Annotated in this window: 16 protein-coding genes; 5 read left to right on the top strand and 11 right to left on the bottom strand. The window is 66.9% G+C overall.

Features of this window, described 5'->3' with window-relative positions; translation table 11 throughout:
- From EAW56_RS09380 to serS, 3 genes are all read right to left on the bottom strand, one after another.
- Positions 1-583, bottom strand: a 583-nt coding sequence (locus tag EAW56_RS09380) for an HAD family hydrolase (protein ID WP_147453272.1), incomplete at its 3' end; no start/stop codon positions are given.
- A gap of 4 nt (positions 584-587) precedes the next feature.
- Positions 588-1,448, bottom strand: a complete 861-nt coding sequence (locus EAW56_RS09375) for a lysophospholipid acyltransferase family protein (RefSeq protein ID WP_122086263.1) — start codon at positions 1,446-1,448, stop codon at positions 588-590.
- Complete coding sequence (gene serS, locus EAW56_RS09370) at positions 1,448-2,701, bottom strand: serine--tRNA ligase (protein ID WP_122086266.1); 1,254 nt, start codon at positions 2,699-2,701, stop codon at positions 1,448-1,450. Before serS ends, EAW56_RS09375 begins: the two co-directional genes overlap by 1 nt.
- Positions 2,702-2,844: 143 nt before the next feature.
- Between serS and EAW56_RS09365 the strand changes: the two genes are divergently transcribed.
- From EAW56_RS09365 to EAW56_RS09355, 3 genes are read left to right on the top strand one after another with little or no spacing between them, the layout of a single operon-like run.
- The gene (locus EAW56_RS09365) at positions 2,845-3,588 is read left to right on the top strand and encodes a GntR family transcriptional regulator (RefSeq protein ID WP_095535985.1); all 744 of its coding nucleotides are present in this window, start codon (positions 2,845-2,847) and stop codon (positions 3,586-3,588) included.
- A gap of 3 nt (positions 3,589-3,591) precedes the next feature.
- The gene (locus EAW56_RS09360; RefSeq protein ID WP_122086262.1) at positions 3,592-4,671 is read left to right on the top strand and encodes a septum formation family protein; all 1,080 of its coding nucleotides are present in this window, start codon (positions 3,592-3,594) and stop codon (positions 4,669-4,671) included.
- Entirely contained in the window at positions 4,671-5,018 is a 348-nt protein-coding gene (locus EAW56_RS09355; RefSeq protein WP_095278888.1) for a metallopeptidase family protein, read from the top strand. Before EAW56_RS09360 ends, EAW56_RS09355 begins: the two co-directional genes overlap by 1 nt.
- On the opposite strand, the gene pheA is transcribed toward EAW56_RS09355, so the two are convergent.
- Positions 5,015-5,938 (bottom strand): prephenate dehydratase, encoded by a 924-nt coding sequence (gene pheA / locus EAW56_RS09350; RefSeq protein WP_122086260.1) that lies wholly within the window; start codon positions 5,936-5,938, stop codon positions 5,015-5,017. The genes EAW56_RS09355 and pheA overlap by 4 nt on opposite strands.
- Positions 5,939-5,955: 17 nt before the next feature.
- Between pheA and EAW56_RS09345 the strand changes: the two genes are divergently transcribed.
- Positions 5,956-6,702 (top strand): CPBP family intramembrane glutamic endopeptidase, encoded by a 747-nt coding sequence (locus EAW56_RS09345; RefSeq protein ID WP_122086259.1) that lies wholly within the window; start codon positions 5,956-5,958, stop codon positions 6,700-6,702.
- A gap of 99 nt (positions 6,703-6,801) precedes the next feature.
- On the opposite strand, the gene EAW56_RS09340 is transcribed toward EAW56_RS09345, so the two are convergent.
- Together EAW56_RS09340 and EAW56_RS09335 are read right to left on the bottom strand one after the other, a co-directional pair.
- Positions 6,802-7,935 (bottom strand): MFS transporter, encoded by a 1,134-nt coding sequence (locus EAW56_RS09340; RefSeq protein ID WP_244213400.1) that lies wholly within the window; start codon positions 7,933-7,935, stop codon positions 6,802-6,804.
- A complete protein-coding gene (locus EAW56_RS09335) occupies positions 7,935-8,261 on the bottom strand; it encodes an ArsR/SmtB family transcription factor (RefSeq protein ID WP_095278884.1) in 327 nt (108 codons plus the stop codon). Before EAW56_RS09335 ends, EAW56_RS09340 begins: the two co-directional genes overlap by 1 nt.
- A 185-nt stretch (positions 8,262-8,446) precedes the next feature.
- Here EAW56_RS09335 and EAW56_RS09330 point away from each other — a divergent pair, with 185 nt between their 5' ends.
- Positions 8,447-9,676 (top strand): LCP family protein, encoded by a 1,230-nt coding sequence (locus tag EAW56_RS09330; RefSeq protein WP_095535981.1) that lies wholly within the window; start codon positions 8,447-8,449, stop codon positions 9,674-9,676.
- Positions 9,677-9,739: 63 nt separating this feature from the next.
- Here the strand turns inward: EAW56_RS09330 and EAW56_RS09325 are convergent, their stop codons facing one another.
- From EAW56_RS09325 to EAW56_RS09305, 5 genes are all read right to left on the bottom strand, one after another.
- Positions 9,740-10,870: an ABC transporter ATP-binding protein gene (locus EAW56_RS09325; RefSeq protein ID WP_095535980.1), complete on the bottom strand. Its 1,131-nt coding sequence runs from the start codon at positions 10,868-10,870 to the stop codon at positions 9,740-9,742.
- A 40-nt stretch (positions 10,871-10,910) separates the two neighbouring features.
- Positions 10,911-12,215 carry an ABC transporter substrate-binding protein gene (locus EAW56_RS09320; protein WP_122086256.1) on the bottom strand — a complete coding sequence of 435 codons (1,305 nt, stop codon included), beginning with the start codon at positions 12,213-12,215 and terminating at the stop codon, positions 10,911-10,913.
- A gap of 69 nt (positions 12,216-12,284) precedes the next feature.
- On the bottom strand, positions 12,285-13,259 hold the full coding sequence (locus EAW56_RS09315) for a carbohydrate ABC transporter permease (protein ID WP_122086254.1): 975 nt from the start codon (positions 13,257-13,259) through the stop codon (positions 12,285-12,287).
- On the bottom strand, positions 13,260-14,225 hold the full coding sequence (locus EAW56_RS09310) for a carbohydrate ABC transporter permease (RefSeq protein WP_122086253.1): 966 nt from the start codon (positions 14,223-14,225) through the stop codon (positions 13,260-13,262).
- Between the two features lie 133 nt (positions 14,226-14,358).
- On the bottom strand, positions 14,359-15,264 hold the full coding sequence (locus EAW56_RS09305) for a DUF5926 family protein (protein ID WP_122086251.1): 906 nt from the start codon (positions 15,262-15,264) through the stop codon (positions 14,359-14,361).
- Positions 15,265-15,287 lie beyond the last annotated feature (23 nt).

Below are 15,287 nucleotides of genomic sequence, written 5' to 3'. Positions count from 1 at the left end.
TGAGGCCCTCGTCCATGGAATAGGTCAGGTGCGCGTCCTCCGGCTCGATGGTGGGCGCGACCAGGTCGAACAGTTCCGCGGAGCGCAGCTGCGGGCAGCGCACGAGCAGCTTGGCGGCGGGCTCGGCGACGATTTCCGCGGCGGTGCCGATACCAAAGCTGCTGTCCCAGGCGTCCCGGTTGTACTCGGGGGTGATGAGGAAGCAATCCTCCTCCGGGTCGAGCGCGCTTTGGCCGACGCGCTCCACGCCGAAGCCGTGCTGCAGGCCGTGCGGGGCGAGCGCCTTGCCGACGGCGTCGACGACGCGCAGCATCGTCTCCGGCGCGAGCTCGAAGGAGCGCACCACGGTGTCCTTCACCGGGTCGTAGACCACGGCACCGTTCGCGCACACGCAGGTCGGCGCGATGGGCAGCTGGTCCAGCACCGGCATGAGCCAGCGGTGGGGGCGCCCCGTAGCCAGGGCGAACTTGGTCCCCGAGCGCACCGCGCGGACCACCGTGTCGCGCAGCCTCGGGGTCACCCGGCCGGTGGGGGTGATGAAGGTGCCGTCGATGTCGCTAATGATGAGCTTGGGGGCGTGCATGGGGTTAGGTGCCTTTCTTGGCTTGCTTCGCTGCCTTTTTCGCCTTGCGTTCCGCGCGTTCGCGCTCGTACATCTCGGCCGCCTGCTCCAGCGTGGGCGCGCCGCCGCCGAGGGAGGCGGGCACCCACTTGTCGCCGGGCGCGAACGGTCCGAACTCCGCGTCGTACTCAGCGCGGGACTGCTCGAGCATGCGCTGCATCGCCTGCTTGAGCCGCGCCGTGTCGGCCTCGGCGTCGCCGGTAACCTCGACCGGTGCGCCATAGCGCACGATCACGCCGACGCCGCGGAACTTTTTGGGCAAATCTTTGGTCCAGATGCGGTGCGAGCCCCAGATCACGCACGGGATCAGCGGCGCGCCCGCCTGCGCGGCGATGCGTGCCGCACCCGTCTTGAAGTCCGCGAGCTCGAAGGAGCGCGAGATCGTGCCCTCCGGGAAGATGCCGACCAGGTTGCCGTCGCAGAGGCCGCGCACGGCGGCGTCAACAGCCGAGCCCCCGTTGTCCCGGTCCACCGGCACGTGCTTCATGGTGCGCAGCAGCGTGCCCAGCACAGGGATGTCAAACACGCCCTTCTTCGCCATGTAGCGCAGCAGTCGTCCGCCCTGCAGGAGCGGGCCGGTGCCGGTGAGCATGAAGTCGTAGTAGCCGGTGTGGTTGGCAGCGATGATCGCGCCACCGCGCTCCGGGATGTGCTCCGCCCCCACCACGCGCACGCGCATGCGCTGCAGGCGCATCAGGCGATTGAACATGCGCACGGTGAACGGGTAGAGCCGCTCCTTCGACTCCACCGGGTGCTTCGCCGGGGCCCGGTAGTCCGCCGGGACGGTGAGCCCGCGCAGCGTCTTCCACTGCGGTGCGGTGCCCATTAGGCCTCGAGCACTTCCTTGCCCACCCACGGCTGCAGCGCGGCGGGCACGCGGACGGAGCCGTCGGCCAGCTGGTTGTTCTCCAAGATGGCCACCAGCCAGCGGGTCGTGGCCAGGGTGCCGTTCAGCGTCGCGGCGATCTGGGTCTTGCCGTTCTCGTCGCGGTAGCGGATGTTCAAGCGGCGGGCCTGGAAGGTGGTGCAGTTGGAGGTGGAGGTCAGCTCACGGTAGGTGTGCTGCGACGGCACCCACGCCTCGGTGTCAAACTTGCGGGCCGCGGAGGAACCGAGGTCGCCCGCGGCGACGTCGATGACGCGGTAAGGCACCTCCACGTCGGCGAGCATCTCGCGCTCCAGACCGAGCAGCTTCTGGTGCATGTCCTCTGCCTCTTCTGGCTTGCAGTAAACAAACATTTCGAGTTTGTCGAACTGGTGGACGCGCAGGATGCCCTTGGTGTCCTTGCCGTAGGAGCCGGCCTCGCGGCGGAAGCAGGAGGACCAGCCGGCGTAGAGCAGCGGGCCGTCGGAGAGATCGATGATCTCGTCCTGGTGCAGGCCGGCCAGCGCCACCTCGGAGGTGCCTACCAGGTAGAGGTCGTCGCGCTCGAGGTAGTAGATCTCCTCGTCGTGCTCGTCCAGGAAGCCGGTACCCGCCATGATCTCGGGGCGCACCAGCACCGGTGGGACGACGACCTTGAAACCAGCCTCGCGCGCCTTCTTCGCGGCGTGCATGAGCATGCCCAGCTGCATCCAGGCGCCGTCGCCGACCAGGTAGTAGAAGCGGGCACCGCCGATCTTGGTGCCGCGCTTCATGTCGATCGCGCCGAGCGCCTCGCCCAGGTCCAGGTGGTCCTTGACCTCAAAGTCGAACTCCGGGACCTCACCAACGTGCTCGAGCACGACGAAGTCTTCCTCACCGCCGGCGGGCGCGCCCTGGATGGGGTTCGGGATCTTGGACTGCAGCGCCTTGACCTTGGCCTCTGCCTCCTCCTGCTCGGCCTCGGCGGCCTTCACGCGCGCCTTGAGCTCGTTCGAACCCTCCAGCAGTGCGGGGCGGTCCTCCGGCGCCGCCTGCCCAATCTTCTTGCCAAACGCCTTCTGCTCACCGCGCAGCTCGTCCGCCGCCTGGATCGCGGCGCGGCGCTGCTCGTCGGCGGCAATCAGCTGGTCAACCAGCGCTGGGTCCTCACCGCGGGCGGTCTGGGATTGGCGTACAACGTCCGGATTTTCGCGCAGGAATTTCAGATCAATCACAAGCACTCACTCTACCTTGTCGCCGCCCCACCGCAGCCGGGAATGGAGCGTGGCGTTGCGCACCGAGCTTAGCGACGCTTAGCGACGCACACCACATCCCATTTCACCCCAGCTGGTCATAACCAGCGCGGTATGGTGGAGGTATGATCACCAACGGCCCGGTCCCCAAACACGCCCAGCTGCGGGCGCTGTTGGAGCGGCGCTGCGCCGAGGAACTCGCTCCCGGGGACCTGCTGCCCGGCGAGCGGGCGCTGGAGGAGGAGTACGGCGTTTCGCGCATCACGGTACGGCGCGCGATCGGGGACCTCGTCGCGGACGGGAAGCTGCGGCGGGTGCGCGGCAAGGGCACGTTCGTGGCACCGTCGCCGCTGGTAAGCCGCATGCACCTGGCGAGCTTTTCGGAGGAGATGCGTGAGCAGCGGGTGGACGCGGCGTCGATAATCTTGCACTCTGGCCTCGCCACTCCCCCGCTCGACGCGGCCGAGTTCTTTGGCACTGCGCCGGAGACCCCGCACATCCAGCTGCGCCGGCTGCGGCTTGGCGACGGCCAGCCCTACGCCGTGGACGACGCCTGGTACAACGCGGCGCTCGTCCCGGATCTACTCGAGCACGACGTGGAGCAATCCGTCTACTCGCTACTCCGTACCCGCTACGGGCTGCCCATCACCGAGGCAGAGCAGACCGTCACCGCAGCGAGCGCCACGGCCGCCAACGCGAAGGCGCTGGAGGTGCAAACCGGGACCGCGCTGCTGCGCATCGTGCGGCGGGCCGGAAGCGGCGCGCGACCGGTGGAATACTGCACCTCGTGCTACCGCTCGGACCGCTACTGGCTGACCACCCGCGTCGGCCAGGACGCCGACTGCGGCGAGCAGTTGCCTAGTATGTAAGGCATGGTTTCGACTTCCAACGCCACCCGCGCGTTCCTCATCGCCGCGCTCGCCGGCTCGGTGGGCATGGGTTCCTACGCCATGACCACCGACGCGAACGCCCCAGGCGGGGGCGCGAACGGCGAGCAGGGACAACCCCAGGCGCAGACCAGCGAGCACGGCGCGCCGCCAGCGCCGTTTACCACCGCTGACCAGGGCGCTTGCCTGACCTGGAACGTGGCCGAGGACGGCAGCGTCACCGACTTTAAACAGACCGACTGCGCCGTCGAGCACCGCTTCGAGGTGGCCTCGCGCCAAGACCTGGCCATCTACCCCACCTCGGAGTTCGGGCAGGACGCACCCATGCCCAACCCGACGCGCCAGGCCCAGCTGCGCGAGGAGCTGTGCGGCGCGTCCACCCTGCGCTACCTGGAGGGCAAATACGACCCGAACGGCCGCTACTCCATCGCGCCGATCCTCCCGCCGGCCGCGGCCTGGGAGGCGGGCGACCGCACCATGCTGTGCGGCCTGCAGGAGACCAACCGCGCCGGCGAGCAGCTGCTCACCACGGGCCGCGTCGCCGAGGAGGACCAGGCGCGCACCTTCGCGCCCGGCGAGTGCGTGGCCATCGACGGCGCGAACAACGCCACAGTGGTCGACTGCGGCCAGCCGCACCAGATGGAGATCACCAGCAAAGTCGACCTCGCACCGGTCTTCCCCGACGGCACGCCGTCCGTGGAGGACCAGGACAAGTACCTCGGCGACGCCTGCACCGAGGCCGCCCACACCTACCTGGGCAGCGAGGAGAACCTGTACCAGATCTCGCTGCAGCCGTTTTGGACCACGCAGCAGCCCGCCTCGTGGGAGAGCGGCTCGCACAGCGTAAACTGCGCGCTCGTCTTCTCCTCGCCCAACGGCGGGTTCTCCGAGCTCACGGGCTCGGCAACCGGAGGCCGGGAGGCATTGCTTATCGACGGCACCCCGCCGCCGGAGCGACCCCAGCGCCGCCCGCTGCGCGAGAACCAGACGCCGGCCGCCTCCTCCGCCCCGGCCTCGCCTGCCCCAGAAGCCGCCCCGGAGGCTGCCCCGGAGACTGTGCAGTAATGGTCGAGGTCAGCGACGAGGAGTTCGAGGCGATGATCGACGACGCCCTGGACACCATCCCCGACGAGTTTGCCCGCCGGATGACCAACGTGGTCATCCTTGCGCGCGAGTTCAACGAGGACCAGCCCGAGATCCTGGGCCTGTTCGAGGGCGTGCCGCTGCCGGAGCAGCACGCCAACCACACCGGCTACCTGCCCGACGCGGTGTTCATTTACAAGCAGCCGCTCCAGGCGATGTGCCACTCCGTGGAGGAGCTGCGCCACGAGGTGGACGTGACCGTCAAGCACGAGGTGGGCCACTACTTCGGCATGGAGGAGCACGAGCTCCACGCCCTCGGCTGGGGCTAGCGGGCGCGCTCCTGCTGCCCGAGTGTCCCAGCGCGGGCCGCGTCGACCCACTCCGCAGCCGCCGCGATGCGCGCGGCGCGCACCGGGTGCGGCCCGCCGGCGCAGCGCGGCCACGACCCGAGGAACCGGATCCGCGAGGAGCGCAGGTACACCCCGCGCAGCGCCTCCGCCACCGGCGCGTCATCGATGTGGCCGACGAGGTCGGCGAAGAAGTTGTACGTGTTCGGTTCCTCGCGGGTCGGGCGGGACTCGATGCGCGAGAGGTCCACGCCGCGGTAGGCGAACTCCTGCAGGATGCCCACCAAGCTGCCCGGCTCGTTGGGCGTTTGGAAGACGATGGAGGTGCGGTCGTTGCCCGTGCGCGCGGGCGGGGCCGCCACCGGGCCCGCGAGGACGAAGCGGGTGCGCGCCGCCTCCAGGTCCGCCACGTTGCGGGCGTGGACCTCAAGGCCGAAGAGCTCGGCGGCGCGCTCCGGGGCGGCGGCGACGTCGGCCGTTCCCTCGGCGACCTGCTCCGCGGCGGCCGCGTTCGAGGTCGCGGCCTGGAAGGTGGCGCCCAGCGCGTGCTCGCCCATCCACCGTTTCACCTGCTGGTAGGCGACGGGGTGGGTGGCGAAGCGGGTGGCGCTCGCAAGCGATTGCCCCTTGCGAGTCATGATGGCAAACGCGATCTCCAGTTCGGTTTCGGCGAAGATCTGCACGCCCGGGGTGGCCAGGAGCGCGTCCGAGGTGGTGGTCACGGCTCCGTCGACCGAGTTCTCGATGGCCACCACCGCGCGGTCGGCCCGCCCCTCGGCCACCGCGGCGAGCGCCTCCGCCGGCGAGTCCACGGCCACGAGCTCCGGTGCGGGCAGCGCGAAGGCGTGCACAGCCTGCTCAGTAAACGTGCCGGCAGGTCCCAGGTACGCGATACGGGTCATGGGCTTAAAGTTATCGCATGCGCCGCCGCCTCATCACCGAAATTATTCTCGTGCTCGCAGTCACCTTCGGCATGAGCGGGCTTCGCTCCGGGCTCAAGCTTATCGACGCCTACCTCACCGCCCCCTTGAACGAGCAGTCCACCACGCTGGTGCAGCAGGCCTCGGCCATCGGCTGGTTGGACCTGGCCATGCAGGTCGCCTCCGCGGGCACGCTGTTCGCGTGGGGCGGGCTGGCCTGGTACCTCCTTGGCTCTCGATGGTGCTGGCCGAGGTGGCGCGACTGGGCGCACGCGGCGGGGTTGGCCGCACTCATCGGGCTGCCGGGCCTGGCGTTCTACATTGGCGCGGTGCACCTCGGCCTGTCCAAGGTGGTGGTGCCCGCCACGGAGGCGGTGCAGATGCCCACCTCGCTGCTGTGGGCGCTGGCCAACGGCTTTGGCGAGGAGGTCGTGGTGGTGGCCTACCTGGTGACCCGGCTGCGGGCCCTGGGGTGGGCACCCTGGCAGGCGGTCGCGGCGTCTGCGCTGCTGCGCGGCTCCTACCACCTCTACCAGGGCGTTTCGGCGGGCGCGGGCAATATTGTGATGGGCGTGGTCTTCGCGGGCTACTTCCTGTGGCGGAGCAGGCGGAGCCACTCTGCGGCCGCAGAGTGGCGCACACCCGAGATCGGCGCCGTGTGGCCGCTGGTGCTCGCGCACTTCCTCATCGACGCCGTGGCGTTCGTGGCGTACCCGCTTGTAGACCTCTCCTGGCTGGGTATCTAGATATACTCACTGTGCTAGTCGGCTCCGCTGGTTTTTGCAACAGTCACACGTCCTCGCAATCCGTCAGGATGCACGGCCTGGGCGCTGGCGAGCACGTGTCTACTCCTTGGAATTCATGCGCTGCCTAAAAAGCTGGCAAAGCAGTGCCATCCCGGCCACGGCAGCTGCAGAGCTACAGAGAACGGTAGGCGCCGCCTGTGCCGCTACGAGCAGTGAGCCAGCAGTCGCGCCCAGTGCCGATCCCAAGTAGTTAGCAGAGGCATTCGCGGCCACGGCAGTGGCGCCGTCAGCCGGGTTTGCCTGGAGAAGGATGTGCTGCTGGGGCGCAAGTGAGGCCCACCCACACATTCCCCAAACAAATAGGCTCGCAACCAGAAGCCAGACGGTCTGCCCCTGCGTCATACCGAGCAACGCGCAGATGAGCCCCACGAGAATGGCCACACTGAGACGCAGCGGGTTGCGCCGATCCATGAGTCTGCCTATACCTAGCGCACCCACCGCGCCTCCAACGCCCCAAACCCAAATCGCAAGAGTCTGGTGTGTGGCGAGACTTCCCACGGACAGAATCACGGTCATATATGTATAGAGCCCCAGAGAAGCTACGCCAGTCAGCAATGTCACTGTCACCGTGAGCAAGTTCTTGGGGCGCGCGATCGATCGCAGCCGGTCGCCCGCACCCGACGCAGGTATTGCTGGCAGTTCTCCTCCGCGCACAGCGACTCCCACTAGGGATGCGCCGCCGATAGCCACGATCAACAAAATGGCAGCTCGCCACCCCCAGCGATGTGCCAGCTCCAAGCCTATCGGGACACCGAACACGGTACCAACTGCCAAACCCGCAAGGACCAGGGCTAACGCGCGTCCCCGGCGTTCTTCTCCCACGAGTTCGGCGGCAACCGCGGACGATAAGGGCGAGTACACCCCCGCTGCCGCGCCAGCCACTATTCGGGTAACCAAGAACACCACGACGGTCGACGAGAGCGCTGTGGCTAAGTTCGCCACTGTAAAAACCAGAAGGGAAAGGATCAGGCTCCGTCGTGATCTCCGACCCGCACGCCCAGCCAGCAGGGGTCCTGCTACTGCATATGCGCCGGTGAAGGCCGCCACCCCCAGGCCCACGGTGGATTCGCGTGCATTCATGGACGAGGCAATAGCAGGAAGAAGACCGGCAACAACGTAGGCGTCTAGCCCGAGAGCAACACTGCCCACCACGAAGGGCCAAAGCCGCCCCATCAAGCTCGTCCCGCCTTCGTGCCGGCGTTGGCGATCACAGCCGCAAGCACGCCCGGGAACAACTGATCTAGATCCTCACTTCTCAGCCGAATGAGACACGCACGACCTTCACTCCGCGTCCATGTCACACCCGCATCGCGCAGCATGCGGGTGTGATAAGTCAGGGTCGACCGAGGAAGATCGTCTGCGAGCTCGAGACTATCGTGCTCACCCCCGTCCGCTAGGCGACGAATCATCTCCAGACGCGTGGGATCGCTCAGGGCTGCCAACACTCTAGCCAGTGTGATCTCATCGGTTTCTGGATGGTGGTATGTGCGAGGGGACATGAAACCTCCTTCTTTCGTGCAGTGATACCTGCATGATAATCGTGCAGCAATTGTTGCACAACTCTTCTTCGGTAGCTTCCGACCGCCCCGTCCAGGGCATCTAGTGGCGGATTTCCCGGCGAACTCCCAGCGCGCGGCGCTACGAAGCAGTAGGTCCCACACGCCACAACCGTTACACTAAGTGCATGTCTTCGACGCCCCACTCCAACGACCCACGCGATCACCTGGGGGAGTTCGTGCTGGGCAAGGATGGAAAGCCCCTGGTAGACCGGTACGGTCGGCCAATCCGCAAGCGCAGCGCGCGCCAGGAGCCTCCCCGGCAGCCGGCGCCGCGCCAGGAATACGAGCCACGACGCGTCCCCGAATTCACCCGCGTGGAGCGCCCCCGACAGCAAGCGCCACGCCAGGAATACCAGCCCCGTCGCACCCCGCAGTACTCGCGCCCGGCGCCCGAGCCCGCCCGCGAGCCGGTGCCGTCGCAGGTGTCGCGGGGGCGTCGAAGGGGAACGAAGCGGCGTCGAAAAGCGAAGGCCCCAGGCTGCGGCGTCCTCTTCCTCGCGCTGATCGTGCTCGTGGTGGTGGGCACGCTGTTTACCGACGCCCGCCTCACCCGCATCCAGGCGCTCCCGCCCGAGCAGATTGCGAACACTTCGGGCACGAACTGGCTGCTCGTCGGCTCCGACTCCCGCCAGGGCCTGAGCGAGAAGGACGTGGAGCGCCTCGGCACGGGCGGCGACCTGGGCACAACCCGCACCGACACGATCATGCTGCTACACCTCCCGCTGCACGGGAAGCCGACGCTGGTGTCCATCCCGCGCGACTCGTACGTGGCCGTCCCCGGCTACGGCTACGACAAGATCAACGCCGCGTTCGCGTACGGCGGCGCCCCGCTTCTGGCGCAGACCGTCGAGGAGAGCACTGGCCTGCACATCGACCGCTACGCCGAAATCGGCATGGGCGGGCTGGCCAACGTGGTCGACGCCGTCGGCGGCGTGGAGATCTGCGTGCAGGAGCCGATCGACGACCCCCTGGCCAACATCTCCGTCCAGCCCGGTTGCCAGAAGATGGACGGCGCGACCAGCCTGGGCTACGTGCGCACCCGCGCCACCGCACAGGGCGACCTGGACCGCGTCATGCGGCAGCGCGACTTCCTCGGCGCGATGCTGGACAAGGTGACCTCGCCCGCCGTGTTCCTCAACCCCTTCCGCCTGGTCCCGCTGCTGTGGACGGTGCCGACGATGTTCTCGGTCGGCGAGGGCGACCACATCTGGAACCTGGCCCGCATCCCGCTGGCGATGCGCGGCGGCATCAACGCAGAGACGATCCCGCTCGGTGGTTTCCAGGACACCGACGTGGGCAACGTGTTGCTCTGGGACGAGGCCGCGGCGGAGGAGCTCTTCGCGTCCCTGCGGTAATCACATCAGCCCCGACCACGCCGAGGACGTGTTTTGGGGCGACGCCGCAAACTTCTACCGGCTCTACAGGTAGTCGTAGTTGATCTCGGTGTCCGGGGCGAAGAAGACGCAGCCGCCCTCCATCGGGCGCAGGTAGATCGTGTCGCCCTGATCCACGTTGATGCCGCGCGGCACCTTCACCGTGATGCGGTCGCCCCGCACGGCGATCACGTCGTCGGCTTTCTCCTCGCGGCTGCCGTAGACGTACAGCTCGGAGCCGAGGTGCTCCACGATGTCCACGCGCACCGGCAGGCCGTACTGCTCGCCCGGCTGGTTCACGCCGAGGATCTCCCAGTTCTCGGGGCGGATGCCCACGATCACGCGGTCGGACTGCACCTTGGCCATCTGCTCCGCCGGCATGTGGTAGTCCAGCGCGTGGTCCTTGCCGCCCGCGACGCGGTTGCCAACCACCGGCACGTTCTCAATCAGCGTCATCGCCGGGGAGCCGATGAAGGTGGCGACGAAGGTGTTGCCCGGGTTCTCGTACAGCGTGTTCGGGGCGTCGACCTGCTGGATGATGCCCTTCTTCAGCACGCAGACGCGGTCACCCATCGTCATCGCCTCGGTCTGGTCGTGCGTGACGTAGACCGTGGTGGTGTTCAGCTCCCGCTGCAGCTGCAGGATCTGGGCGCGAGTGGACACGCGCAGCTTCGCGTCCAGGTTGGACAGGGGCTCGTCCATGAGGAAGACCTTCGGCTGGCGCACGATCGCGCGGCCCATGGCCACGCGCTGGCGCTGGCCGCCGGACATGGCGGACGGCTTGCGGTCGATGAGGTCCTCGAGCTCGAGCATCTTCGCCGCGAAGTTCACGCGCTCCTCAATGGTCGCCTTGTCCACCTTGGCGTTCTGCAGGGCGAACGCCATGTTCTGGCGCGCAGTCATGTTGGGGTACAGCGCGTAGGACTGGAAGACCATGGCCACGTCTCGGTCGCGGGAGCGGGTCTCGGTGACGTCGGTGCCGTCGATAAGAATCTGCCCCTCGTCAACCGGCTCCAACCCGGCGAGCATGCGCAGCGTGGTGGACTTGCCGCAGCCCGACGGGCCTACAAGCACCAGGAACTCGCCGTCGGCGATCTCCAGGTTGAGGCGGCTGACCGCCGGCGGCTTCTGCGGATCGTAGATCCTGGAGGCCTGGCGGAATTCAACAGTGGCCATGATGTCCTTTCAGGTGGTGCGAAATGTGCAGGGTGCGGGCTTAGAGCTTCGGTGTGATGTCGCGGTCGATGACGCCCTGGGTCTCCTTCTGCAGGTCGGCGAAGGTCTGCTCCACGTCCTGGCCGCCGACGGTGATGCGGTCGAGCGCGCCGCCGATGCGCTGGCCGCCGCCCGAGACGAACACGCGGGCGTAATCCTGCGGCTTGGTGTTCTCGTTCAGCTGCTTGATCGCGGTCTCCGCGTTCGGGTTCTCCTCCAGGAACTTCTTCTCCTCCGGATCCTCCAGGGCGTCCTTACGCACCGGCATGTAGCCAGTCTTCTGGGAGAACTTGATGGTGTTCTTGGTGTTGGTCATGAAGTCGATGAACTTCACCGCGTTGGCCTTGCGCTCATCAGAGATGCCGTTCGGCACGGCCAGGCCAGCACCGCCGGTCGCGGCGGACGGGCCAGGGCCCGGCAGGTAGGTGGTGATGAACGGGACGGTCGCGGTCTCCTTCAGGCCGCCGAGGGAGCCGGTGGACTCCAGCAGGCCGGAAGCCTTGCCCGAGCCGAACGCGACGGTCGGGTCGGTCGCGATCTCGATGTGGCCCTCCTTCACCTGATCCTGCAGGAACTTGCCCGCCTCGATGGACTCAGGGGAGGTGAAGTTCGGCTCCCACTCGTTGGAGTAGGACCCGCCGAATGCCCAGATCATGCCCTGGAAGTACCAGTCCAGGTAGTTGGAGCCGTCCGGCACGGTCACGGCCGGCTTGTTCAGCTTCTCCTTGATAGCGGTCGCCCACTCGTCGAACTCCTGCCAGGACTCCGGGCCGCGATCGGTCGGCAGGCCCGCAGCCTTGAGGTCGTCGGTGTTCCAGTACATCAGGTTGGTGGAGCGGGAGTACGGGACGCCGTAGTGCTTGTCGTTGTACTTGTAGTCCTCGCGCAGGGTGTCGACGTAGCTGTCGGCGTCGATGTCGTTCATCTCCCACAGCTCATCCAGCGGGGTGGTTGCCTCGTTGAGCGCGAAGTTGAACCAGGTGACGTCGGAGGCCACGAGGACGTCCGGCTGGTCGCCGCCGGCCAGCGACGCGTTGAAGCGCTGCGCCACCTCCTCGTAGTTGGAGCCCGCGGTCACCAGCTCGACGTGCAGGTCCGGGTTCTCCTCCTCAAACTCCTTGATCATTTCTTCTTCCAGGTCGCGGGAGGAACCCGGGTGGTTGGACCAGAAGGTGATGGTGTTGGCGTCGCCGGAGTCCTTGGAGCCGTTGGAGGCGGTGGTGGAGCCGCCCGCGCAGGCGGTCAGCGAGACGGTGGTGAGCAGTGCTGCGCCCAGGGCGGCGATGCGCTTGGTGTGACGGGACATGGTGTTTCTCCTTGATGTGTTGTTGGAAGTATTGCGGTTGGTGGGGGTGACGGTGGCGTCGAGAAGCGCCTAGCCCTTCACCGCACCAGCGGTGAGGCCCTTGATCATCGGCTTCTGCAGGATGAGGAAGATGATGATCATGGGCAAGGTGGTCAGCACGGTGCCGGCCATCACCGGGGCCCAGTTGGTCACGCCCTCGGCGTCCTGCAAGCGGGTCAGGCCGACGGGCAGCGTGGCCGCCGCCGGGGTGTCCGTGATCAGGAACGGCCACAGGTACTGGTTCCACTCGTTGACCACGGTGATCAGGACGAACGCGGAAAGCGTCGGCCACGACATGGGCAGCACCACACGGAAGAGGGTGGTAAAGAAGCCCGCGCCGTCCATGCGTGCGGCCTCCAGGATCTCCGGCGGCAACGACTGGAAGTGGTTGCGCATGAGAAACGCGCCGAAGGCGACGCCGGCCAGCGGGATGATCACACCGGCGTAGGTGTCGCGCCAGCCGAGCGAGGCCACCAGCGAGTAGTTGGAGATGATGGTGATCTGGTTGGGCACCATCAGCGAGGCGATGATGAGCAGGAACAGCAGGTTGCGGCCCGGGAAGCGCAGGAACGCGAAGGCGTAGGCCGACAACACGCCGAGGACCACCTCAATGATGGTGAGCACGAGCGTGATAATGACGGAGTTCTTCAGGTAGCTGGCAAAGCCGGAGGTCTGCCACACGTACGAATAGTTCTCCGCCTTGAACGGGTTGGGCCAAAACGAGATCGGGTCCGAGTAGACGTCCTGGAACGACTTAAAGCTGGTGATGAAGATGAAGTACAGCGGCACCATGATCACCAGCACCGTCAGCACGAGCGCGATGTAGCCCAGCACCTTCACCGCCGGGTGCGAGTGGTCCATCGGCGCGCCCTTGCGCTTGCGCTGCGTTTCCGTGATTACCGGCTCCGCGTCGGACTGGGAGCCCGGCACCGGGGGCAGGTCGCCCTGGGGAGCGGTGTTGGCAGCGGTGTGCGTGACCGCCGGGATGGTCTGCTTCGTAGACATCTACTTCTCCATCCTTTCCTGCATCTTCACCTGGATGACCGTGATGATGAGGACCACGAGGAACATGATCGTGGCCACCGCGGCGCCGTAGCCGGCGCGGTTGTTCACAAACGTCTCCTGGTAGACCTGGAACACCATCGTGGAGGTGCCGTAGCCGAACGGACCGCCGCCGGTCATGGCGTTGATGATGTCGAAGACCTGGAACGAGTTCAGCAGCACCGTGATGAGCAGGAAGAAGGTCGTGCCGCGCAACTGCGGCAGAACCACGCGGAAGAAGTGGCGCGCCGGCGAGGTGCCGTCAATCTCGGAGGCCTCGTCCAGGTCGCGGCGGCGCCCCTGCAGCGCGGCGAGATAGATGACAAAGACGTAGCCCACGTTCTTCCACACGTAGGTGACGGTGACCATGAACAGCGCCCAGTTCTGCTGTTGGTAGAAGTTGGGCACGTCCACCCCGATCTTGCCCAGGAAGAACTGGATGAGGCCGTAGGAGGGATCGAAGACGAACTGGAAGGCCACGCCGATCGCAGCGCCGGCGATGACGTAAGGAGCGAAGACCATGGAGCGCACCGCGGCGCGGCCGAACAGCTTCTGGTCCAGCAGCAGCGCCAGCGCCAGCCCGATCACCATGGAGCCGGCGACGGCGAAGAAGGTGAACACGACGGTGTTAAACACCACGCGCCCGGTGTCCGGGGCCTGGAACCAGTCGAGGTAGTTCTGCAGACCGACAAAGTGCATCGTCGGCGAGGAGATGTTCCAGTCGTAGAAGGAGATGCGGATGTTATCTACCAGCGGCCGGTAGGTAAACAGAATGAGGAGCAACAGGTTCGGGCCGATGAGCAGCGCAGCCAGGCCGATCTGCCGCCAATCAATCTTCCGTTTGCGCGGGTTGCGCGCGTACTCCTCGGAAACCTCCGGGACTTCGGAGACCGCGGGAATCCGCGCGCGCGTCTGCGATGTGGGTTGCATGCGCAAGAACTTAGAGACCCCAGGTGAACATCCGGTTGACAGAAAGTTCTCCCTGAGAAAACTACTTGCAAACTTCAAGAGATCTGCAAGAGATGTACAAAAGCTCTGCGCGACAACTGTCTTTCAGCTGGGTTTAGATGGTCACCTGGCGCGACTTGATGTTGTCCAGCTGCTTGCGCTCGGCGGCGGTGAGCTGCGCGTCGTTGCCCAGCTCCGCCTCCAGCTTCGCGTCCAGCGCCTTCAGCGCCTCCGCGTAGGACTCCGGAGCGACCTCCGGGTCCAGGTCCCACACCGGCACGACCACGCCGTGGGTGCGGAACGCGCCGGCGAACTTCGTGCCCTCGCCCAGCACCAGCTCACCCGTCGCGGCGATGCGCGCGAGCGCGTTGAGCACCTGCGACTCGTTGTCCTCCGTGCGGATCCAGCGGATGTGCGCCTTCCCGCCACCCGGGTTGACCCACCACACGGCGCCCGGCACGCCCGCGCTGACCTCGGCGGACGGCCACACAGCGCCGTTCGCCTGGTTCATCGCCTGCCGCAGCTGCGCGGGGACGTCCTCGCCCTCGGCGAACCACCAGTTGAAGTCGTTGTAGACGGTGATCTCGGGGGTGAAGGTAGCGTCGATAAGCGCCTTGAGCTCCGGCTGGCTCCCATCGGCGGCGGTGGACTGGAGCGTCTCGCCCGGCTTCGCCTCGAGCACCCAGCTCAGCGCGTACGCGAGGTCGCGGCCGGGGTTCTGCGAGTGCGCGCCGACCTGCAGGGCCACGAGGCGCTCGCCGCTCTCGCGCACCATCGCCGCGGCCGCGCCCGGCAGCACGGTGGCCACGGTGACGTCCTCGCCCTTGACCTGGAACTTCGCGCTTGCCGACGGCACGAACTCCTGCAGCGCGATCAACTCGGCCTCAGCGGCGAGCCCGCCGAACGGGCGGGGATCCTTCTGCAGCGCCTCGCGCTCCTTCGCGCGCGCGGCCATCTTGGCCTGGCGGCGGCTCATGCCCTCGGGCAGGTCCTCTTGCTTCTTACGCTTCTTCTTAGCCATGCGGTCAAATCTACCGGACGCGC

It is taken from the genome of Corynebacterium gottingense (assembly GCF_003693265.1).
Classification (GTDB): domain Bacteria; phylum Actinomycetota; class Actinomycetes; order Mycobacteriales; family Mycobacteriaceae; genus Corynebacterium; species Corynebacterium gottingense.
The sequence above is the reverse complement of the archived record's forward strand: the minus strand, read 5'-3'. Positions and strand labels throughout refer to the sequence as shown.